Source organism: Nonomuraea sp. NPDC026600 (assembly GCF_040638335.1).
Taxonomy (GTDB): Bacteria; Actinomycetota; Actinomycetes; order Streptosporangiales; family Streptosporangiaceae; genus Nonomuraea.
Window position 1 is genome coordinate 319,876 of sequence record NZ_JBEZYD010000002.1, and the last position, 20,903, is coordinate 340,778.

Sequence of the window (20,903 nt, forward strand, 5' to 3'; positions counted from 1 at the left end):
CTCTCACCTGTGCGTTCCCGGAAAGGAGCCCCCGAGTCCGATGAGCACCGCAGCCGCCGCCCGCCCGCCTCGCCTGCTCGCGCGCCTCGTCTGGCCTGTCGTGATCGTGGCCGTCCTGGTCGCCATGGCCATGGACACCAGGTTCCTGTCCGGAAAAGAGGTCACCGCGCTCAACCCCGCGGAGTTCAACGCCAAGGACTTCGCCGCCGCCCAGTACCCCAAGATCGTGAGCGCCGTCGAGGCGAAGGCCGTGGATCTCAAGGAGGTCGCCACCGCGGTCGCCGCCGACCCCGAGGCCGCCGGCAAGAAGTACGGCAACATCGCGGGCACCGACAAGTACGCGATCCCGGTGCGCTTCACCGGCAAGATCACCGAGGCCGAAGCGGGTCTTCTCACCGTCGACGTGGCGGGGCTGCCCAAAGGCAGCGTGGTCCGCGTCGCGGTGGGCCAGGCCGCCAACGGCACGGCCCTGCGCGATGTCCCCGGCACCCTCAAGTTCAAGGACTTCCAGAACCAGACCGACTACCAGCAGGTCGCCAACGAGCTGAAGACCAGGATGCTCGCGGACGTGGCCGGCAAGGTCGACGTCGCCGCGGCGCGGGGCGCGAAGGCGTCGGTGGTCGCCGTCTACGTCACCAACACCGGCCCGGAGGGCAGCTACCTCGTCACGCCGGTCAAGATCGAGGTGGCGGGCTGATGTTCCGGGAAGCCGCGAGCCCCGACCGGTCCGACGTCGTCCTGCGGGCGGTCGACATCACCAAGCACTACGGCGCGACGCAGGCCCTCAAGGGGGTCAACTTCGAGGTGCACCGGGGCAAGGTCACCGTCCTGTTCGGCGAGAACGGGGCCGGCAAGTCGACCCTGATGAAGATCATCGCCGGCGTCGAATCCCCGACCTCGGGACATCTCGAACTCGATGGGAAGCGGATCGAGCTGAGCTCGCCCAACCAGGCGGTCGAGCAGGGCATCTCGATCATCCATCAGGAGCTCAACCTCTGCCCGAACATGAGCGTGCGCGACAACATCTTCATCGGCCGGGAGCACAGGGGCCTGTTCGGCACGGTGGACTACCGCAGTGAGCGCAAGGTCGTGCAGCGGCTCATGGAGCGGCTCGAGGAGGACATCGACCCCAACACCCTCGTCGCCGACCTCCGCATCGGGCAGCAGCAGATCGTCGAGATCGCCCGCGCCCTCGCGCTGGACGCCCGCATCCTGATCATGGACGAGCCCACCTCCGCGCTCAGCGCCCCGGAGGCCGAGGTCCTCTTCAAGGTCATCAAGGACCTCACCGGCAACGGGGTCGCGATCGTCTACATCTCCCACCACCTGGAGGAGGCGATCGAGATCTCCGATCACGCGGTCGTGTTCCGCGACGGCGAGCTGGTGGCCACCGAGGACGCGGCCCACATCGACCTGTCCTGGGTGGTCGGCAAGATGGTCGGGCGGGCCGCCGAGTACGACTTCCGCGACGCGGAGCGGGACCGCGGTGACGTCGCGCTGAGCATCCGCGACCTCAAAGTCGTCGACGCCACCGGGGAGGGCCGCCTCGCGGTCAACGACGTCTCGCTGGACGTCAGGTACGGCGAGATCGTCTGCCTGTACGGGCTCATGGGCGCCGGCCGGACCGAGCTGGTCGAGGCCCTGGCCGGCCGCGGGGCGATCGCCTCCGGCCGGGTCGAGCTCGGCGGCCGGGACCTGTCCGGCACGTCCATCGCGGAGCGGATCGAACTCGGCATCGGCCTCGTCCCCGAGGACCGGCAGCGTGACGGGCTGGTCCAGTCGATGTCCGTCGGCCAGAACCTGTCCCTGTCGAGCCTGCTGGAGTTGACGCGATCCTTCGTCGTCGCCGGCTTCATCTCCCGTGGCCGCGAGGCCGCCCGGATCAGGGACGGGATCTCCGAGGTCCGGGTGAAGACCGCCGGTCCCGCCGCGCCGATCACGTCGCTGAGCGGCGGGAACCAGCAGAAGGTGGTGATCGGCAAGATGCTGCTCACCGGTCCGAAGGTGCTCCTTCTCGACGAGCCGACCCGCGGCATCGACGTCGGCGCCAAGGGCGAGATCTTCTCCCTGCTCTTCCGCGAGGCGCGCAAGGGCCTCGCCGTCCTCTACGTGACCAGTGAGATCGGCGAGGCGATCACCGCGTCGCATCGCATCGTCGTGATGTCCAAGGGCCGGGTCGTCCGGGAGTTCGACCCGCGCACGGCCTCACGTGAAGAGATCATGGCCGCCTCAGGAGAATCCGAGGTCGGCATCCAGCCGATGGGAACCGCCAGTGAGTGAGTTGAGCCAGGCCGCCGTGAACGCGTCGGCGCCGCGCGCCCTCCGCAAGATCAACACCAGGGCCCTGATGATCGAGGGGCGCGCGCTGCTCGCGCTGCTCCTCATCGTGGTCGTCTTCTCGCTGCTGTCGCCCAACTTCCTCAGCGCCGACAACCTCATCGTCATGACCCGGCACGTCGCGATGAACGCGATCCTGGCGATCGGGATGCTCCTGGTGATCCTCAACGGCGGCATCGACCTGTCGGTCGGCTCGATCGTCGGCCTGTCCGGCGTCATCGCCGGCATGCTGCTCGAAGGGCTCAAGCTCAACAGCCTCGACCTCTTCGTCTACCCCGCCGTCTGGGTCGTGATCATCGTCTCCCTCGGCGTCGGGACCCTCGCCGGGTGGGTCAACGGGTTCGTGGTGACCCGGCTCAAGGTCGCGCCGTTCATCGCGACGCTCGGCATGCTGTACGTCGCCCGCGGCATAGCGCTCCTGATCACGAACGGCACCCCGTTCTCCAAGCTCGGCGGGCAGGCGGGGCTGGGCAACACCGGCTTCCTCACCTTCCTCAAGAGCTCGCCTCTCGGGCTGCCCATGCCGGTCTGGGCGATGATCCTGTTCGCCGTGGTGTTCGCGGTGGTGCTCAGCAAGAGCCCGTTCGGCCGCTGGCTGTACGCGACCGGCGGCAACGAGCGCGCGGCCGAGCTGTCCGGCGTCCCGGTCAAGAAGGTGAAGACCCGCATCTACGTCCTGTCCGGGCTGTGCGCGGCGGCCGTCGGCCTGCTCCTGACGGCCGACCTGTCCTCGGCCACCCCGGCGGCGGGCGAGTTCTTCGAGCTCAACGCCATCGCCGCGGTGGTGATCGGCGGCGCCGCGCTCTCGGGCGGTCGCGGCACGATCCGCGGGACCCTCATCGGCGCCTTCGTCATCGGCTTCCTCGTGGACGGCCTCGTCCTCGTCGGGGTCTCCCAGTTCTGGCAGCAGATCATCAAGGGCGCCGTGATCATCATCGCGGTCGCGCTGGACCAGCTCCAGCAGACCCTCCAGAAGCGCCGGTCCGCCAAGGCCGCGCTGTCACCCCCCAAGCCGTCGGAGCGCATGACCGCCACGGTGTGACCCGACGTACCCCGGACGGCTCGCTGCGCGCCGTCTGCACTACCAGTGTTCGCGAAAGGCTCCACATGTTCCGAAAGATCGCCGCCATAGCAGCGACGGGTGTGATGGCACTCGGCCTCGCCGCCTGCGGCTCCTCAGGCTCCGATTCCGCCTCGAGCTCCGCCAAGAGCGCCGCACCCGCCTCGGCCGGCGCATCCCAGGGCGGGACCATCGCCGTCATCACGGTGGACCTGGCCAACTCCTACTGGCAGGCGGAGGCGAACACCGCCAAGGCCGAGATCGAGAAGGCCGGCTTCCAGGCCACGGTCAACGCCCACGGGGCCGATCCCGACAAGCAGAACCAGCTGATCGACACCGCCATCAGCAACAAGGTCAAGGCCATCATCCTCGACCCGGCCGGTGCCGACGAGTCCGTGGCCGCCGTCCAGAAGGCGACCGACGCCGGCATCCCGGTGCTGCTGGTGAACGCCGAGATCTCCAAGCAGGGGATCGCCAAGTCGCAGATCATCTCCAACAACGCCCAGGGCGCCACGATCGGCGCCGAGGCCTGGGTGAAGGCGATGGACGGCAAGGGCAAGTACGTCGAGCTGTTCGGCAACCCGACCGACAACAACGCCAAGGTGCGCTCCGACGGTTACGCGGCCGTCATCTCCGCCTACCCCGACCTCAAGAAGGTCGGCCAGGAGACGGCGAACTGGGACCGCGCCCAGGGCAAGGACAAGATGGAGGGCCTCCTGGCCGCCCACCCGGACATCACCGGCGTCATCGCCGGCAACGACGAGATGGCCCTCGGCGCGATCGAGGCCCTCACCGACGCCAAGAAGATCAGCAAGGTGAAGGTGCTCGGCTTCGACGGGAACGCCGACGCGGTCGAGGCGGTGCGCTCCGGGACCATGGTGGCCACGGTGCTCCAGCCCATCGTCCAGGGGACGACGAACGCCGTCGCCCAGGCCGTCGAGTACCTCAAGAGCGGCAAGACCGGCGTCGCCGACGAGAAGCAGAGCATCGACTGCGTGCTCATCACCAAGGACAACGTCGACAAGTACAAGGCGCCGTTCGTCATGGACAAGTGAGCGGGAGTGACCCCGCCCGGGGAGCGGGCACCCGCTCCCCGGGCGTATGACGAGCCTGGAATCCAGCATCCCTACCATCTGTCAGAAAGGGCCCGATAGCGCATGCCGAACGGCCAGCTCAGCCCGGCGGGGCGCGCGGAAGCGCTGGCTCGACTCGCCCGAACGGAGTACGACGTCCTCGTCATAGGCGGCGGCGTCACCGGAGCCGGGGCAGCCCTGGACGCGGCCACCCGGGGGCTGGCTGTCGCCCTTGTCGAGATGCGTGACTACGCGGCCGGCACGTCCAGCCGATCGGGCAAGCTCATTCACGGCGGCCTGCGCTACCTGGAGCGGTTCGACTTCGGCCTCGTCCGTGAGTCGCTGCGCGAGCGCAGGCTGCTCCTGAAGGACATCGCGCCGCACCTCGTGAAGCCCATCCTCTTCCTCTACCCGCTCCGCCGGCGGCTCTGGGAGCGCGCCTACGTGGGCGCGGGCCTCCTGCTCTACGACACCCTGGGCGGCGCCGGCGCCGTTCCCCGCCACCGGCACCTGTCCCGCGGCGCGGTGCGGCGCCTCGCGCCCGGCGTCAAGCAGAGCGGGCTGATCGGCGCGATCACGTTCTACGACACCCAGGTCGACGACTCGCGCCACACCCTGGAACTCGTACGCACCGCGGCGGCTCACGGCGCGGAGGTCGCCTCCGCCGTCAAGGTCATCGGGCTGACCAGGTCCGATGGCGCCGTGCGCGGCGCGGAGGCGCAGGACCTGGAGACCGGAGAGACCTTCACCATCCGCGCCAGGCACGTGGTCAACGCCGCCGGCGTCTGGACCGACGGGCTGGCGAGGCTCGCGGGAGGCCGGCCGGGCTTCAGCGTGAAAGCCTCCAAGGGCGTCCACATCATGGTGCCGCGGGAGCGGATCCGCAGTGACGTCTCGCTCTTCGTCCGCGCCGAGGACAGTGTCCTGTTCGTACGGAGCTGGGGCCGCCATTGGCTGATCGGCACCACGGACACGGCGTGGACGGCCGGGCTCGACCATCCGGCGGCGACCTCGACCGACATCGACTACCTGCTGCGCAACGTGAACGCCGTCCTGGAGACCGAGCTCGGCCGGGACGACGTCGACGGGGTCTTCGCCGGGCTCCGCCCCCTCATCCACGGCGAGGCCGGCACGACCAGCGGGCTCAGCCGGGAGCACGCGGTGGAGACCTCCGTCCCGGGGTTCACCACGGTCGCGGGCGGCAAGTACACCACCTACCGGATCATGGCCAAGGACGCGATCGACGAGGTGGTGAAGGGGCTCGGCCGCGAGGCGCCCCCGTCGCGGACCCAGAGCGTCCCCCTGATCGGCGCCGTCGGCTACGCCGAGACCAGGGCGCGCGCGGCCGGCCTCGCCGCGTCCGGTGGCCTCACCCTGGAGCAGACCGGCCACCTCCTCGGTCGCTACGGCTCGCTGACCGAGGAGCTGATCGCCATGATCGTCGAACGGCCCGAACTCGGGCGGCCCATCGACGGCGCGCCGGACTACCTGCTCGCCGAGGCCGTCTACGCCGTGACGCACGAGGGCGCGCTCCACCTCGACGACGTGCTGACCCGCCGTACCCACATCGCGATCGAGACCCACGATCGGGGTGCCGCCGCCGCGCGCGCGGTCGCCCCGGTGATGGGCGCGGCGCTCGGCTGGGACGGCGAGCGGGTGCGGAAGGAGCTCGGCTTCTCCCTCGCCCGGATCGAGGCGGAACTGGCCGCCCAGCGGCTCCCCGACGACGAGTCGGCCGTGGCCGCCCGCGAGGTCGTCAGAGACCCCCGGCTTCGCATGGCCGACGGTGATCGACTATGACGAATCCTGAAACTGTCCCCCACGCCGAAAGAGCCCCCGTGCGAAAGAACAAGGCTCGTCAGAACCAGATCGCCGACCTCATCCTGGGGGAGGGGTCGATGACGGCGCAGGAACTCGCGGAGATGTTCGGCGTCAGCGTCATGACGATTCACCGTGACCTCGACGAGCTCGAGCGGCAGGGCGTCCTGCGCAAGGCGCGCGGCGTCGCGACCGCCCTGCCGAGCGGGGTGTTCGAGGCCCGCGTGGCGTTCCGGCACGCGACCGCCATCGAGCACAAGCGCCGGATCGCCCAGGCGGCGCTGCGCCACGTCGAACCCGGCATGTCCGTGATGCTCGACGACTCGACGACCGTCCTGCACATGGTCCCCGGCCTCGCGGAGTACGCGCCGCTGCACGTCGCCACGAACTTCATGGCCGCGCTCAAGGAGCTGACCGCCCTGCCGGACATCCGCGTCATCGGGATCGGCGGCGACTACGACCCGCTGCACGACTCCTTCCAGGGCATGCACGCCATCGAGGTCATCAAGGCCATTCACGCCGACGTGCTGTTCATGTCCACCTCGGCCGTCGCGGCCGGCCACGCCTACCACCAGGAGGAGCGCATCGTGGCGTTCAAGCGGGCGATGATCGGGTCCGCCTCCGTGCGCTACCTGCTGGTGGACAGCAGCAAGCTGGACAAGACCGCGCTGCACGGGCTGGCTCCCCTGTCCGTCTTCGACCTGGTGATCACCGACTCCGAGGCGAGCCCGCAGGCGCTCGAAGCCCTTGAGGCGGCCGGAGCGACCGTGGAGGTGGCCTCATGACCCATGCCCAGACCATCGAGGGGGTCGTCTTCGACCTGGACGGTGTGATCATCGAGAGCGAGCACCTCTGGGAGGAGGTCTGGCGCGACTTCTCCGAATCCCGAGGGCGCCCGTGGGAGCTGTCCGACACCCTGGCCGTCCAGGGCATGAGCTCGATCGAGTGGGCCGGCTACCTGGCTCGCCACGTCGGCGCCCCCGGCGACGCGGACGTGGCCCGCGACTACTGCGTGGACGGGCTGGTCGGCCGCATCCGGTGCGGTGCGGCCGAGCTGCTCCCCGGCGCGAGGGAGCTGGTCACCAGCGTGAGCGCCCGGGTCCCCATCGCGCTGGCCTCGTCGGCCGCTCGCCGGGCCATCGACGCGGTGCTCCACCATCACGACCTGGCCGGCCTGTTCACCGCGACCGTGTCGAGTGAGGAGGTGCCTCGCGGCAAGCCGAGCCCCGACGTCTACCTCCAGGCCGTCGCCCTGCTCGGGATCAGCCCCGGCAACGGCCTCGCCGTGGAGGACTCCAGCAACGGCATCCGGGCCGCGTACGCCGCCGGCCTGCTCGTCGTCGGGATTCCGAACGCCACCTACCCGCCCCAACCGGATGCGGCGGCGCTGGCGGACCACCTTGCCGCCGATCACGTCGACGCGCGCGCGTTCATCCTCGCGCAACTGCCGGAGGGAGTACGCCAGTGACCAAGATCTACAACGATCCCGCCGACTTCAAGAACGAGGTCATCAACGGGTTCGCCCTCGCCTACCCGGACTACGTCCGCCGGGTGCCCGGAGCCTCCGGTTTCATCCGGTCCGGCGGCCCGCGCGCGGGCAAGGTCAGCCTGGTCGTCGGCGGTGGATCGGGTCACTATCCGTCCTATTCGGGGGTGACCGGCGTCGGGTTCGCCGACGGAGCCGTGCTCGGTGACGTCTTCACCTCGCCCTCGGCCGAGCAGGTCTACCGGGTCGCGCGCGCCGCGCACGGTGGCGCCGGCCTGGTTCTGGCCTTCGGCAACTACGCCGGTGACCGGCTGAACTTCGCCGCCGCCGCCGATCGCCTGCGCGCGGAGGGCGTCGACGTCCGCATCGTGTACGTGACCGACGACATCGCCTCCGCCACCGCCGCAGAGGGGGACAAGCGGCGCGGGATCGCCGGCACGTTCACCGTCTACAAGGTCGGAGGTGCCGCCGCGGAGCGTGGCGACGACCTCGACACGGTGGAGCGGATCATGCGCGCGGCCAACGCCCGCACGTTCTCCTTCGGCGTCGCCTTCGCCGGCTGCACGTTCCCGGGGCAGTCCGGCCCGCTGTTCGCCGTGGCCGAGCGGACGATGGACTTCGGGCTGGGCATCCACGGCGAGCCCGGCGTCCGTTCCGACGCCTGGATGCCCGCGTCGAAGATCGCCGCCGCGCTGGTGGAGCCGCTTCTCGCCGAACGTCCGGCGGGCACGCGCCGCGCCGCCGTGCTCCTCAACGGCCTCGGGGCCACCAAGTACGAGGAGCTGTTCCTGCTCTGGAGCAACGTGTGGCCGCTGCTCGCCGACGCCGGTGTCGAGCCGGTCATGCCGGAGGTCGGCGAGCTGGTCACGAGCCTGGACATGGCGGGCTGCTCGCTCTCGATCACCTGGCTGGACGACGAGCTGGACGAGCTCTGGCGGGCCCCGGCGCGGACCCCCGCCTTCCGCCGGGGCAGCGTCCGCACCGACACTTTTGACAGCAGCGAGACCTTCGAACACGGCGAGAGCTTCGAACGCTACGTGCCCCCGGAACAGGCCGTCGTGGCGGGCGCGGCCGAGCAGGCCGGCCCCGAGTCGGAGTGCGCCGCCGCCGTCGTCCGGGACGCGCTCCGCGCGATGACCGCCGTCGTGGTCGAGCACGAGGACGAGCTGGCGCGGATCGACGCGGTCGCCGGCGACGGCGACCACGGCTCCGGCATGGTTCGCGGGTCGCGCGCCGCCCAGTCGGCCGCCGAGGCGGCCGGGGGAGGCGTCGAGACCGTGCTCGCCGCCGCCGCGAGCGCCTTCGGCGACCGGGCCGGTGGCACCTCCGGGGTGCTGTGGAGCCTGTTCCTGCGCACGATCGGGGAGTCACTCGGCGACGTCGAGCCCGTCGACCCAGCTCGGCTCGCGCGGGCCGTGCGGCGGGGCGCGGCGGCGATGAAGGATTTCGGCGGCGCCGAACTCGGCGACAAGACCATGCTCGACGCGCTCTTCCCGTTCGTCGACGCCCTCGACGCGAACCTCGCCGCGGGCGCCGCGCTCGCCGACGCCTGGGCCGCCGCGGCCCGCTCCGCCGTCGAGGCGGCCGACGCCACCTCGCGGCTCGTGCCCAGGATCGGCCGGGCCCGGCCCCTGGCCAAACGCAGTGTCGGGTCCCCGGACGCCGGCGCGACCTCTATGGGCCTCATCCTCACCGCCGTCGGCGACGTACTCGCCCGGCACCGCGGCTGACGCCCGCCCGAAGGAATGTACGAAGGAGACGACTGTCCATGGTTTCCAAGCGCTGGCGGATGGCTATCGGTTGCGACGTCGCCGGGCTCGCCTACAAGGAGATGATCCTCGCGGACCTGCGGGCCGACGACCGCGTGGAGTCGGTCCGCGACCTCGGCGTCCCCGCGTCGGATCCGGAGAGCGAGTCCTACGGCGAGGTCGGCATCAGGCTCGCCGAGCTCGTCGCGGCGGGGGAGATCGACAGGGGGGTGCTGATCTGCGGCACCGGCATCGGCATGGCCATCAGCGCCAACAAGGTGCCCGGCGTGCGCGCCACGGTCGCTCACGACTCCTTCAGCGCCGAGCGGTCGATCCTGTCCAACGACTGCCAGGTGCTCACGCTCGGCCAGCGCGTGATCGGGCCCGAGCTGGCCCGCCGCCTGGTCAAGGAGTGGCTCGGCTACGAGTTCGACAGTTCGTCCCCGTCGAATGAGAAGGTCGTGGTCATCACCCGCTACGAGGAACGCACCGCGAGCTAGGGAATGGGCGCGGTCACGAAGGAGCGAGAAGCATGGCCATCCTGTGCGTCGACGCGGGCACCACCATGGTCAAGGCCGTGATGTTCGACGAGGAGGGCCGCGAGCTGCGGGTCGCCCGCCAGGCGACGCAGGTCCGGCGACCTTCCCCGGGCTTCAGCGAGCAGGACATGTACGGCGTCTGGGACGCGGTCGTGTACACCGTCCGGTCCGTCGTCCACGGTTGCCGCGAGCCGGTGCGGATGCTCGCGTTCACCGGGCAGGGGGACGGCTGCTGGCTGGTGGGACCCGACGGCCGCCCCACGGGGCCGGCCATCCTGTGGAACGACGGGCGGGCCGCCGACATCATCGACGGCTGGGAGGCCGGCGGGGTGCTCGACGACGCCTTCCGGATCAACGGCAACTACGGCTTCGCCGGCACGTCCGGTGCCATCCTGAAGTGGCTGCGGGCCAACGACCGGGAGCGGCTCGACGCCTCCCACAAGGCGCTGTACTGCGGCGGCTGGCTGTTCCTGCGGCTCACCGGCGAGTACGCGGTCGAGGAGTCCGACGCCGCCTCGCCGTTCCTCGACATCCGCGGGCGTACCTACTCACCCGAGATTCTCGACCTCCTCGGCATGCCCTGGGCCGAACGCCTCCTGCCCGGCGTCCGCGGCGACGGCGACCGGATCGGCGAGCTGCAGGCCGTGGCGGCGACGGAGCTGCGGCTCCCGGCCGGGCTGCCGGTGGTCATGGCACCGTTCGACATCCCGGCCACGGCGCTCGGCATCGGGGCCGTCACCCCGGGACAGACCTGCACGATCCTCGGGACCACCCTGTCCACTGGGACACCCGTCGCCGCGGTCGACACCTCCGGCACGCCGGCCGGGATGACCCTGCCCTCCGGGGCGCCGGGCGGATACCTGCGCTCCCTCGCCGCCATGGCCGGGGTCGAGGCCATCGGATGGGGGATGAAGCTCATCGGCCTGGACAAGCCTAACTGGATCTCCGACCTCGCGCAGACCACCGATCCCGGCGCGGGCGGCATCTTCTTCCACCCGTACCTCAGTCCAGCGGGCGAGCGCGCCCCGTTCCGGGACACCCGGGCCCGCGGCTCGATGAGCGGGCTGTCCTTCGAGCACACCAGGTCCCATATCGCCCGCGCCATGCTGGAAGGGATGAGCTATGTCGTGCGCGAATGCCTGGAGTTCTCGGGCACCCGCGCCACGGAGCTGCGGATCACGGGTGGCGGCGCGAACAGCGACTTCTGGTGCCGGCTGCTCGCCGACATCACCGGCGTGCCCACGATGCGCTCCGCCGATTCCGAGATCGGGGCCAAGGGCGCGTTCGTCAGCGCGCTCGTCGCCTCCGGCGAGGTGCCCTCCGTGCGGGCCGCGGTGGACCGGCACGTGGTGCCGCGCGACGTCTTCGAGCCCGACGCGCGGCGGTCCGCGCTGTACGACGACCTGTACGGGGACTTCCTGGCCATCCGCGACGGGGTGATGAACAACTGGGACCGCCTGGCCGTGTCCCGGGCCCGATACCAGGCGGCCGACCCGGTCTCCTGGGAGGACCCCGGCCCAGTCGTTCTTGCCTGAGCGACTACCCGAGATAGCCGCCCATGGTGCGGAAGTAGTCGGTGGCCGCGTGCTCGACGCCGTCCGGCGTCCGCAGCCGTCTCACCACCAGCCCGCGCCGCTGCCCCTTCCGGGCGTCCGTGCCGGAGACGATGGTCACGCCGTCCCCCTCCCGGATGAAGATCCGTCCTGGGGTGCCGCCGTAGCGGGCCTGCGACACCGCGGCCGAAAGGATCTCGATCCGCTCCCCGCGATGGTGGGTGAAGGCGTTCGGGTACGGGTCCGACTGGGCGCGGATCAGCCGCTCCAGGTCCTCCGCCGGCCAGTTCCAGTCGATCCGGCCGTCTTCGACCGACCGTTTGTGGAAGAAGCTGGCTTCGGCGCGGTCCTGGGGGACCCACCGCGCCCGGCCGGAGGCGATCAGGTCGAGCGACTCCCGCACGATCGGCTCGATCAGGTCCACCGTCCGGTGGAAGAGGTCGGTCGCGGTGTCGCCTTCCTGCACGGGCACGGCCCGTTGCAGCAGGATGTCGCCCGCGTCCAGCTCGGCGTTCATGCGGTGCGCGGTGACGCCGACCTCCCGCTCGCCGTTGATCAGGGCCCAGATCAGCGGTGAGAAGCCCGCGTACGACGGCAGCAGCGAGTCGTGGACGTTGAGCGTGCCGTGCGGCGGAAGGTCGAAGATCTCCGGCGGCAGCCAGGTCCGCCAGTTGTTGGCGACGATGATGTCCGGCGCGGCGTCCTTGAGCGTCTGGAGGAGCCCGGCGTCGTCGGGCCGGTTGCGCAGCAGCACCGGCACATCGTGCTCGGCCGCGAGCTCCGCGACCGAGTCGTCCCAGATCTTCTCGTAGGCGTGCTCGCTCTTGGGATGGGTGACGGCGAGGATCACGTCATGCCCGGAGCCGAGCAGGGCACGCAGCGTCCGATGACCCCAGGTCTGGTACCCGAACATGACCACTCGCATGATCGACCCTCTCCTTCATGATTATTGAAAGGTTAGCCTAACCTTATCTACTATGACCACGATGAGGGAGGCGATGCCGCGGTGGACACACTGCCGAGTGGGCCGGACAGCATCTACGACATCCTTGGCGTAGGTTTCGGGCCATCCAATCTGGCGCTGGCCATAGCCGTTGACGAGCACAACGCACGGGTTCCGGAAGCCGAGCGGCTCCGCGCCGGGTTCCTGGAGAAGCAGCGAGCCTTCGGCTGGCACCGGGGGATGCTGCTCGACGACGCCACCATGCAGGTGTCGTTCCTGAAGGACCTGGTCACCATGCGTGATCCGGCGAGCGACTTCAGCTTCCTGTGCTACCTGAAGGAGCGCGGCAGGCTGGTGGACTTTCTCAACCACAAGACGCTGTTCCCGTTAAGGATCGACTTCCACGGCTACTTCGAGTGGGCCGCGGCCCGGATGCGGGACCTGGTCGAGTACTCCGCCGAGGTCGTGTCCATCGAGCCGGTCGTCACCGACGACGGAGGGGTCCGCCTGTTCGACGTGATCAGCCGCGACCCCGCCGACCCGGATCGTCTCATCGTCCGCCGGACCCGCAACATCTGCGTCGCCACCGGTCTCGAACCGCACCTGCCGCCGGGCGCCGCCCTGTCGGACCGGGTGTGGCACAACAGCGAGCTGATCCCGCGCGTGGCCGCCCTCACCGAAGCCGGTGTCCCGGTGCGCCGGATCCTGGTGCTCGGGGCCGGGCAGAGCGCGGCCGAGACGGCCGACTATCTCCACCGGACCTTCACCGGGGCCGAGGTGTGCGCGGTGTTCGCGAAGTACGGCTACACCCCCGCCGACGACAGCCCCTTCGCGAACCGGATCTTCGACCCCGAAGCCGTCGACACCTTCTTCCAGGCTCCGGCCCCGGTCAAGCAGGCGCTCTACGAATACCACCGCGGCACCAACTACTCGGTGGTCGACATGGACCTCATCGAGTCCCTGTACGCGACCATGTACCGCGAGAAGGTCCAGGGCAACGAACGCCTGCGCATCCTCAAGGTCTCCCGCATCAGGGACGTCGACGTCGTGGGCGACCGCCTGGACGTCACGGTGGAGTTCCTGCCCACCGGCGAGCGGGAGGTGCTGGCCACGGACATCCTGGTGCACGCCACCGGCTACCGCCCCCAGGACCTCGGCACCGTGCTCGGCGAGACGGCCAAGCTGTGCCTGCGGGACGAGGAGGACGAGGTACGGATCGGCCGCGACTACCGGGTCGAGGTGCCCTGGAACGTGTCCGCGGGCATCTACGTACAGGGGGCCAGCGAACACACCCACGGCATCACCTCCACGCTGCTGTCCACCACGGCCGTCCGCGCCGGTGAGATCCGCGACTCCCTGCTCGCCAACCGCGCACGAGCCACGAGCTAGTGGTAGCTCTGCGCTTACGTCCGGGACAGGCCGAGCAGGCGGTGAGCGGCGGCGTCGCCGCGACCAACGCGGGCCGGAGCGCGTGGCTGGCGGTGTGCGTGGCGCTGCTGGCCGCCGCCTGCGTCCTGAGCATCGTGATCGGCACCAAGAACATCGCGCCGGCCACGGTCTGGAACGCCTTCGCCCACTTCACCAACACCGACGACCAGGCACTCGTACGCGAGCTGCGCGTCCCCAGGACCGCGCTGGGCCTGCTCGTCGGCGCGGCGCTGGGCATCTCGGGCGCGGTCCTCCAGGCCGTGACCCGCAACCCGCTGGCCGACACCCAGATCCTCGGCATCAACGCGGGCGCGGGCCTGTTCGTGGTCTTCGCGATCGGGGTGCTGGGGCTCACCGGCATCTGGTCGTACGTGTGGTTCGCCTTCCTCGGGAGTGCCGTGGCGATGGTCCTCGTGTACGCCCTGGGCTCGGCGGGACGCAGGGGCGCGACGCCGGTCCAGCTGACGCTCGCCGGTGTGGCGCTCGGCGCGGTCATGGAGGGCGTCTCGGCCGGGATCCGGCTGCTGAAGCCGAGGGCGTTCGACTACCTGCGGTTCTGGGACGTCGGCACCCTGGCGGGCCGGCCGCTGTCGATCGCGGGAGCCGTGGCGCCGTTCGTCGTGGCGGGGCTGGTCCTGGCGCTGGCCGTCGCGCGTTCGCTCAACGCCATCGCTCTGGGCGACGATCTCGCCCGGTCGCTGGGGACGAACATCGCGCGGTCTCGGGCGCTGTCCATGCTCTCGGTGACCCTGCTGGCGGGAGCGGCGACCGCGGCGGTCGGGCCGATCGGGTTCGTCGGGCTGATGGTGCCGCATGCCGCTCGCTGGATCGTCGGGCCGGACCAGCGCTGGATCTTCGCCTACACGGTGGTCTGCGCGCCGATTCTGATGCTCGCCGCCGACGTCGTCGGCCGGGTGGTGATCCGCCCGGCTGAGCTGCAGGTGGGGATCGTGACGGCGTTCGTGGGCGCCCCGGTGCTGATCTGGCTGATCCGCCGCAGAACGGTGAGCGGGCCATGACCGGCCCCACGCGTTCCGAGCTCGACTTCGGCAGGCGGGTCGTGGTCGTGCGCCGCGCGTCGCTGTCCCTGCGGCTGGGCGTGCGTACGGGGATCATCTGCGGGGTGCTGGGCCTGGTGGCCCTCGCGGTGGGCGTGCTGGCCCTCGGTACCGGCGAGTTCGAGGTACCCGTGGGGGAGGTCGTTCGCGCGCTGCTGGGCGAGCCCGGTCCCGCCCGGCTGGTGGTCGTGGAGTGGCGGCTGCCACGGGTGCTGCTGTCACTGATCATCGGGATGGCCCTGGGGCTGAGCGGTGCCGTGTTCCAGTCGCTGATGCGTAATCCGCTGGGCAGCCCCGACGTGATCGGCTTCAACACCGGGGCGTACACCGGAGTGCTCGTCACGATGATGTTCGTGGGCCGCGACTACTACCAGACGGCCGCGGGTGCGCTGGCCGGCGGCCTGCTCGCCGCCGCGGTGGTCTACCTGCTCGCCTACCGGAAGGGCGTGCAGGGGTTCCGGCTGATCATCGTGGGGATCGCGGTCGGCGCGGTCCTCGGGGCGGCCAACCAGTGGTTCGTCATCAAGGTGAACCTGCAGACCGCCGTCGCGGCCGCGATCTGGGGACAGGGCAGCCTGAACACCCTGAGCTGGGACCAGGTCCTGCCCGTGGCCGTCTCGGTCGCGCTGCTGACCGCGCTCCTGGTGGCCCTCGGGCCGCGCCTGTCCCTGCTGGCGATGGGGGACGACGCCGCCGCGGCGCTCGGCGTGCGCGCGGAGCGGTCCCGCCTGGCGTACCTCGTCATCGGGGTCGCGTTGACGGCGGTGGCGACCGCGGCCGCCGGGCCGATCTCGTTCGTCGCGCTCGCCGTCCCGCAGCTCGCCCGCCTGCTGACGCGGACGGCCGGCATCGCGCTGGTGCCGTCCGCGGTCACGGGCGCGCTGCTGCTGGCCACGAGCGACTGGCTCGCGCAGCGGGCCTTCGCCCCCACCCAGCTCCCGGTCGGCATCGTCACGGTGTCGCTGGGTGGCGTCTACTTCGCCTGGCTGCTGGCCAGGCACGCGCGCAGCCGATGAGGAAGCGAGTCATGCCGAGCACACCGCTCACGCCGAGCACGCCGGCGCTTTTGCCGAGCACACCGGCGCGCCTGAGCGCCCGGGACATCACCGTGGGATACGGCCGGCGGCCGATCAGCGAACACCTGAGCGTGGACGTGCCCGACGGGCGGTTCACCGTGATCGTCGGGCCGAACGCGTGCGGCAAGTCCACGCTGCTCAGGGCGCTGTCACGGCTGCTCAAGCCGGACGCCGGGCAGGTGGTGCTGGACGGCAAGGACATCCACGCCTATCCGGCCAAGGAGGTCGCCCGGCGACTCGGTCTGCTGCCGCAGTCGTCGATCGCGCCCGACGGCATCACCGCGGCCGACCTGGTTGCCCGCGGCCGGTATCCCTACCAGAAGCTGATCAGGCAGTGGTCCGCCGAGGACGAGGCCGCCGTGGTGGCCGCGATGACGGCGACCGGCGTTCTCGACCTGTCGGGCCGGCTGGTGGACACGCTGTCCGGCGGGCAGCGCCAGCGGGTCTGGGTCGCGATGGTGCTCGCCCAGCAGACCCCGATCGTGCTGCTCGACGAGCCCACCACGTTCCTCGACATCGGCCACCAGATCGAGCTGCTCGAACTGTGCCGGCGCCTGAACCGCGAACACCGAAACACCACCGTCGCCGTGCTGCACGACCTCAACCAGGCCTGCCGGTACGCCGACCACATCATCGCCATGAAGGCGGGCGCCATCGTGGCGCGGGGCGACCCCAAGACGATCATCACCGCCGAGCTGATCGAGGACGTGTTCGCCCTGCCCTGCCGGATCATCGACGACCCGGAGACGCACACACCCCTGGTCATCCCGCGATCCCAACCCATCCCCGATGCCGAGGAGGCACAGTGTCCGACAACCCCTTCGACGACGAGAACGGCACCTTCTACGTCCTGGTGAACGACGAGGAGCAGCACTCCCTGTGGCCGACCTTCAAGGAGGTCCCCGCCGGCTGGCGGATCGTCTTCGGTGAAGGCGGGCAGAGCAAGCGGCAGGAGTGCCTCGACCACGTCGACCAGAACTGGACGGACCTGCGTCCCAAGAGCCTGCGCGAAAGCATGGCCCGCGCGTCGGCTCATTCTTCGGCCCGCGCGTCGGTGCAGGTGAACGACAGCTGAACGCGTCAGCGGCAGCGCGGCCCTGGACGGGGTGGCGCATCCTTCTGCGTACGGTGACCCGCAACCGGCGGCGGCTGGGCCTGGGAACCGGCCTCATCAGCCTCCACCAGGTGTGCGAGTCACTCGTGCCGATCTTCATCGGGGTCATCGTCGACCGGGCCATCGGTCCCGGCGACGGCGGCGCCCTGGCGCTCTGGGTGGCGGCCCTGGCGGTGCTGTTCGTCGTGCTGACGACGGTGTACCGGTTCGGCGCCCGGCAGCTCATGCTCGCCATCGCGGTGGAGGCCCACACGCTCCGGGTCGAGGTCGCGGCGAAGATCATGCATCCGCATGGCATCCGTACCGACCAGCGCGCCGGCGACCTGCTCACCGTCTCGACCACCGACACGGACAACACCTCCTACCTGCTGGACTACGTGCCGCGCATCGCAGGCGCGGTGACGGCGACGGTGGTGAGCGCCGTCGCACTGCTCGTGATCGACGTCCGGCTCGGGCTGGCCGTCCTCGTCGGAACGCCCGTGGTGCTCCTCGCACTGCAGGCGGGTACGCCGCTGATCACCAAGCGGGTGACCGAGCAGCAGGAACGCGCGGCCGAGGCCACGTCACTGGCGACCGACCTGGTCAGCGGGCTGCGCCCGCTGCGCGGCATCGGCGCCGAGGAGGCGGCCGCCCAGCGTTACCGGGAGGTCAGCAGGCGTTCGCTGCGGGCCATCGTCCGGGCGGCCCGCACCCAGGGCGTGTACGTGGCCGCCTCGACGGTCTGCGGCGCGCTGCTGGCCTGCGGCATCGCGATCCTGGCCGGATGGTTCGCGCTGAACGGGCGGATCAGCGCCGGGGAGCTCATCACCGTCATCGGGCTCGCCCAGTTCCTGATGGAGCCGATAGGGCTGCTGGCCATCGTCCCGAGCTGGGTCGCCGAGGCGCGGGCGTCGGCCGATCGCGTGGCCGTCGTCCTGGACGCGGACCCGCTGGTGCCCGAGGGCGTCGAGGAACTCGCCGGCGCAGCGCCCGGACTGGAGGTGCGCGCGCTCAGATACGGCACGCTCGAGGGGGTGGACCTGGTCGTGCGCCCCGGCGAGTTCGTGGGCGTGGCGGCACACCGCGCCGCCGACGGGGAGGCGCTGGTCAAGATCCTTTCGGCGCGGGTGGCGCCGGAGGAGTACGACGGCCAGATCCTCGTCGGCGGCCGGCAACTGGCCCGCGTCCGGCTGGCGCAGGTCCGACAGACGATGCTGGTGGAACCCCATCACACGGACCTGTTCACGGGCACGATCGGCGACAACGTCACCGCCGGCGCACCGCCGAAGAACCTGACCGAGAACTCGCCACTGGCCGAGGGCCCGCCGCTGGCCGGGGTCCTGGCCGCGTCGGCGGCCGACCAGGTGCTCTCCGCGCATCCCGACGGCCTGGAGCACCTCGTCACCGAGCGGGGTGCCAGCCTGTCGGGCGGGCAGCGGCAACGCGTCGCGCTCGCCCGGGCGCTGATGGCCCGGCCGCCGATCCTCGTACTGCACGACCCGACGACGGCCGTGGACGCCGTCACCGAACACGCGATCGCCCAAGGCGTACGGGCGCTGCGGCACCCACCGGACGAGACGGATCCGTTCACCACCGTCGTGATCACGAGCAGCCCCGCGATGCTGGCCGTCACGGACCGGGTCGTCGTCATCGACGGCGGCCGGGTGGTCGCCGAAGGAGCCCACGCCGAGCTGGCCGCGACAGACATGAACTACAACCGGGCGGTGCTGAGATGACCGGACCAGACGGCGACGACACGGCCGCGGAACACGACCACGAGCCGCCTCCGATCGCCGCCATGCCCGACCGCGAGCTGCTGCCGATCGCGGGCGCGCGCCTGACGTGGTCGTGGTTGTGGCGCGAGCTGCGCGGCCGGTGGCCGAACCTCGCCTTCGCGCTGCTCGTGGGCCTGCTGGGGGCGGTCGCCTCCGTGGTCCCGGCCTACGCGCTGGGCGCGCTCGTGGACCGGGTGCGGGAGCACGCGCCCGGCTCCGCGATCGTGCCCATCACGATCGTGATCACTGTCGCCGCCGTGGTCGGGGGCGTGACCACCGGCCTGTCCACGTACCTGATCGGCCGGTTGTGCGGGCAGATCCTCGCGGTGCTGCGGGAGGCGACCGTGGCCCGGGCACTGACCCTGCCGGCCACGACGCTCGAACGCACCGGCAAGGGCGACCTGCTCTCGCGGGTGGGCACGGACGCGGCGTCGATCGGCAAGGCCGCCTCCGACGTGATCCCCACGATGATCTCGGCGTTCCTGCTGGGCGTCCTGAGCGTCGCCGCGATGGCCGGGATCGACTGGCGGCTGGGGCTGGCCGGCGCGGTCGCGGTTCCGTTGTACGCGGTGGCTCTGCGGTGGTACCTGCCGCGGGCGGCGCCCCAGTACGCCAGGGAGCGGCGGGCGGTGGCGGACTCCTCGCAGCTCCTGGTCGAGAACATGCAGGGCGTCCGTACGGTGCACGCCTACCGCCTGGAGCAGGCCCGCCTGCACGACATCGGGATCGCCTCCGGGCGGGCCCGTGACATCTCGGTGTCGGTCTTCACGCTGTTCACCCGGTTCGTCGGGCGGGTCAACCGGGCGGAGTTCTTCGGCCTGGCCGCGATCCTGATAGCCGGGTTCCTGCTGGTGCGCGGCGGGTCGGTCACGGTCGGCGAGAGCGCGGCGGCGGCGGTCCTCTTCCATCGCCTGTTCAACCCGATCGGGATGCTGCTGTTCACCTTCGACGAGGTACAGGCGGCGGGCGCGAGCCTGGCCCGCCTCGTCGGGGTGGTCGAGCTCACCCCGGCGCCGCCCCCGGTCACCGGCGACGACCCGGACCGAGAGCCGCGCGTACCGGCGGACGGCTCGCGGGGATCGTCCGATGAGCCGCGCGTACCGGCGGACGGCTCGCCGGAATTGTCTGACGTGCCGCGCCTGCCGGTGGACGGGTCGTTGGAGCTGTCCGGCGTGCGCTTCAGCTATGACGGCCAGGTCGATGTGCTCGATGGCGTGAGCGTCCGGGTCGCGGCGGGCGCGCGGGTGGCGCTGGTCGGATCCACGGGGGCGGGCAAGTCCACCCTCGCCGCCATCGCGGCCGGGATCCTGCGCCCCGGCCACGGTGAGGCGCGCATCGGCGGCGTGCCGCTGGCGGAGCTGGCTCCGGCCGACCTGCGCGAGCGGGTGGCGATCGTCACCCAGGAGACGCACGTCTTCGCCGGGCCGCTGATCGAGGACCTGCGCCTGGCCCGGCCGGGGGCCTCCCCGGACGAGGTCGCCGCCGCGCTGGCCACCGTCGGCGCCCTCGAATGGGCCCAGGGCCTGCCCGACGGCCTCGACACGGTGGTCGGCGAAGGCGGTCACGAGGTCACCGCGGCCCAGGCCCAGCAACTCGCCCTCGCCCGGCTGGTCCTCGTGAACCCGGCGATCGCCGTCCTGGACGAGGCCACGGCGGAGGCGGGCAGCCTGGGCGCCCGTGACATCGAGGCCTCCGCCGCCGCGGCGACCCGGGGACGGACCACCCTGATCGTCGCCCACCGCCTCACCCAGGCGGCCTCGGCCGACCGGGTGATCGTCCTCGAACACGGCCGGGTCGTCGAGGAGGGGCCGCACCACGAGCTGGTCGCCGCCGGCGGCCGGTACGCCGAACTGTGGCGGGCCTGGGAGACGCGTACCCCCACTTCCCCATCTGGTAAGGCTAGGCTAACCTAAGTT

18 protein-coding genes are annotated in these 20,903 nt (G+C 71.1%); 17 read left to right on the forward strand and 1 reads right to left on the reverse strand.

What is annotated here, in order from left to right:
* Positions 1 to 40: 40 nt before the first annotated feature.
* The 10 genes from AB0F17_RS05130 (at position 41) to AB0F17_RS05175 (ending at position 11,596) form a co-directional block, all read left to right on the forward strand.
* Positions 41 to 697: a DUF2291 family protein gene (locus AB0F17_RS05130; RefSeq protein ID WP_358016476.1), complete on the forward strand. Its 657-nt coding sequence runs from the start codon at positions 41 to 43 to the stop codon at positions 695 to 697.
* A complete protein-coding gene (locus tag AB0F17_RS05135) occupies positions 697 to 2,280 on the forward strand; it encodes a sugar ABC transporter ATP-binding protein (RefSeq protein ID WP_358016479.1) in 1,584 nt (527 codons plus the stop codon). The genes AB0F17_RS05130 and AB0F17_RS05135 overlap by 1 nt, the downstream gene beginning before the upstream one ends.
* Positions 2,273 to 3,379, forward strand: a complete 1,107-nt coding sequence (locus tag AB0F17_RS05140; RefSeq protein WP_358016482.1) for an ABC transporter permease — start codon at positions 2,273 to 2,275, stop codon at positions 3,377 to 3,379. Before AB0F17_RS05135 ends, AB0F17_RS05140 begins: the two co-directional genes overlap by 8 nt.
* 65 nt (positions 3,380 to 3,444) lie before the next feature.
* On the forward strand, positions 3,445 to 4,452 hold the full coding sequence (locus AB0F17_RS05145) for a D-ribose ABC transporter substrate-binding protein (RefSeq protein WP_358016485.1): 1,008 nt from the start codon (positions 3,445 to 3,447) through the stop codon (positions 4,450 to 4,452).
* A gap of 102 nt (positions 4,453 to 4,554) precedes the next feature.
* Complete coding sequence (locus AB0F17_RS05150) at positions 4,555 to 6,270, forward strand: glycerol-3-phosphate dehydrogenase/oxidase (protein ID WP_358016488.1); 1,716 nt, start codon at positions 4,555 to 4,557, stop codon at positions 6,268 to 6,270.
* Between the two features lie 38 nt (positions 6,271 to 6,308).
* Positions 6,309 to 7,073: a DeoR/GlpR family DNA-binding transcription regulator gene (locus tag AB0F17_RS05155; RefSeq protein WP_358016491.1), complete on the forward strand. Its 765-nt coding sequence runs from the start codon at positions 6,309 to 6,311 to the stop codon at positions 7,071 to 7,073.
* Complete coding sequence (locus tag AB0F17_RS05160; protein ID WP_358016494.1) at positions 7,070 to 7,756, forward strand: HAD family phosphatase; 687 nt, start codon at positions 7,070 to 7,072, stop codon at positions 7,754 to 7,756. Before AB0F17_RS05155 ends, AB0F17_RS05160 begins: the two co-directional genes overlap by 4 nt.
* Positions 7,753 to 9,504, forward strand: a complete 1,752-nt coding sequence (locus AB0F17_RS05165; protein ID WP_358016497.1) for a dihydroxyacetone kinase family protein — start codon at positions 7,753 to 7,755, stop codon at positions 9,502 to 9,504. The genes AB0F17_RS05160 and AB0F17_RS05165 overlap by 4 nt, the downstream gene beginning before the upstream one ends.
* A 38-nt stretch (positions 9,505 to 9,542) precedes the next feature.
* Positions 9,543 to 10,022, forward strand: a complete 480-nt coding sequence (locus AB0F17_RS05170) for an RpiB/LacA/LacB family sugar-phosphate isomerase (RefSeq protein ID WP_358016500.1) — start codon at positions 9,543 to 9,545, stop codon at positions 10,020 to 10,022.
* Positions 10,023 to 10,054: 32 nt separating this feature from the next.
* Positions 10,055 to 11,596, forward strand: a complete 1,542-nt coding sequence (locus tag AB0F17_RS05175) for an FGGY-family carbohydrate kinase (protein ID WP_358016503.1) — start codon at positions 10,055 to 10,057, stop codon at positions 11,594 to 11,596.
* 4 nt (positions 11,597 to 11,600) lie between these two features.
* Here the strand turns inward: AB0F17_RS05175 and AB0F17_RS05180 are convergent, their stop codons facing one another.
* Positions 11,601 to 12,539, reverse strand: a complete 939-nt coding sequence (locus AB0F17_RS05180) for a methionyl-tRNA formyltransferase (RefSeq protein ID WP_358016506.1) — start codon at positions 12,537 to 12,539, stop codon at positions 11,601 to 11,603.
* An 81-nt stretch (positions 12,540 to 12,620) separates the two neighbouring features.
* Here AB0F17_RS05180 and AB0F17_RS05185 point away from each other — a divergent pair, with 81 nt between their 5' ends.
* The 7 genes from AB0F17_RS05185 to AB0F17_RS05215 are packed head-to-tail and all read left to right on the forward strand — an operon-like array spanning position 12,621 to position 20,900.
* Positions 12,621 to 13,946, forward strand: a complete 1,326-nt coding sequence (locus AB0F17_RS05185) for a SidA/IucD/PvdA family monooxygenase (protein WP_358016509.1) — start codon at positions 12,621 to 12,623, stop codon at positions 13,944 to 13,946.
* Positions 13,946 to 15,004 (forward strand): iron chelate uptake ABC transporter family permease subunit, encoded by a 1,059-nt coding sequence (locus tag AB0F17_RS05190; protein WP_358016512.1) that lies wholly within the window; start codon positions 13,946 to 13,948, stop codon positions 15,002 to 15,004. Before AB0F17_RS05185 ends, AB0F17_RS05190 begins: the two co-directional genes overlap by 1 nt.
* Positions 15,001 to 16,059 carry an iron chelate uptake ABC transporter family permease subunit gene (locus AB0F17_RS05195; protein WP_358016515.1) on the forward strand — a complete coding sequence of 353 codons (1,059 nt, stop codon included), beginning with the start codon at positions 15,001 to 15,003 and terminating at the stop codon, positions 16,057 to 16,059. The genes AB0F17_RS05190 and AB0F17_RS05195 overlap by 4 nt, the downstream gene beginning before the upstream one ends.
* A gap of 11 nt (positions 16,060 to 16,070) precedes the next feature.
* The gene (locus tag AB0F17_RS05200; RefSeq protein WP_358016518.1) at positions 16,071 to 16,976 is read left to right on the forward strand and encodes an ABC transporter ATP-binding protein; all 906 of its coding nucleotides are present in this window, start codon (positions 16,071 to 16,073) and stop codon (positions 16,974 to 16,976) included.
* Positions 16,925 to 17,194: an MbtH family protein gene (locus AB0F17_RS05205; protein WP_358016521.1), complete on the forward strand. Its 270-nt coding sequence runs from the start codon at positions 16,925 to 16,927 to the stop codon at positions 17,192 to 17,194. The genes AB0F17_RS05200 and AB0F17_RS05205 overlap by 52 nt, the downstream gene beginning before the upstream one ends.
* A 53-nt stretch (positions 17,195 to 17,247) precedes the next feature.
* Positions 17,248 to 18,948, forward strand: coding sequence for an ABC transporter ATP-binding protein (locus AB0F17_RS05210; protein WP_358016524.1), 1,701 nt, complete (start codon positions 17,248 to 17,250; stop codon positions 18,946 to 18,948).
* Entirely contained in the window at positions 18,945 to 20,900 is a 1,956-nt protein-coding gene (locus tag AB0F17_RS05215; protein ID WP_358016527.1) for an ABC transporter ATP-binding protein, read from the forward strand. Before AB0F17_RS05210 ends, AB0F17_RS05215 begins: the two co-directional genes overlap by 4 nt.
* The last annotated feature ends 3 nt before the right edge of the window (positions 20,901 to 20,903 follow it).

What these genes read in the sequence shown, in the direction of transcription:
- AB0F17_RS05195 (WP_358016515.1), top strand. Translation starts at nt 15,001, where the DNA reads ATGACCGGCCCCACGCGTTCCGAGCTCGACTTCGGCAGGCGGGTCGTG.
- AB0F17_RS05130 (WP_358016476.1), top strand. Translation starts at nt 41, where the DNA reads ATGAGCACCGCAGCCGCCGCCCGCCCGCCTCGCCTGCTCGCGCGCCTC.
- AB0F17_RS05175 (WP_358016503.1), top strand. Translation starts at nt 10,055, where the DNA reads ATGGCCATCCTGTGCGTCGACGCGGGCACCACCATGGTCAAGGCCGTG.
- AB0F17_RS05160 (WP_358016494.1), top strand. Translation starts at nt 7,070, where the DNA reads ATGACCCATGCCCAGACCATCGAGGGGGTCGTCTTCGACCTGGACGGT.
- AB0F17_RS05215 (WP_358016527.1), top strand. Translation starts at nt 18,945, where the DNA reads ATGACCGGACCAGACGGCGACGACACGGCCGCGGAACACGACCACGAG.
- AB0F17_RS05170 (WP_358016500.1), top strand. Translation starts at nt 9,543, where the DNA reads ATGGTTTCCAAGCGCTGGCGGATGGCTATCGGTTGCGACGTCGCCGGG.
- AB0F17_RS05135 (WP_358016479.1), top strand. Translation starts at nt 697, where the DNA reads ATGTTCCGGGAAGCCGCGAGCCCCGACCGGTCCGACGTCGTCCTGCGG.
- AB0F17_RS05145 (WP_358016485.1), top strand. Translation starts at nt 3,445, where the DNA reads ATGTTCCGAAAGATCGCCGCCATAGCAGCGACGGGTGTGATGGCACTC.
- AB0F17_RS05180 (WP_358016506.1), bottom strand. Translation starts at nt 12,539, where the DNA reads ATGCGAGTGGTCATGTTCGGGTACCAGACCTGGGGTCATCGGACGCTG.
- AB0F17_RS05200 (WP_358016518.1), top strand. Translation starts at nt 16,071, where the DNA reads ATGCCGAGCACACCGCTCACGCCGAGCACGCCGGCGCTTTTGCCGAGC.
- AB0F17_RS05150 (WP_358016488.1), top strand. Translation starts at nt 4,555, where the DNA reads ATGCCGAACGGCCAGCTCAGCCCGGCGGGGCGCGCGGAAGCGCTGGCT.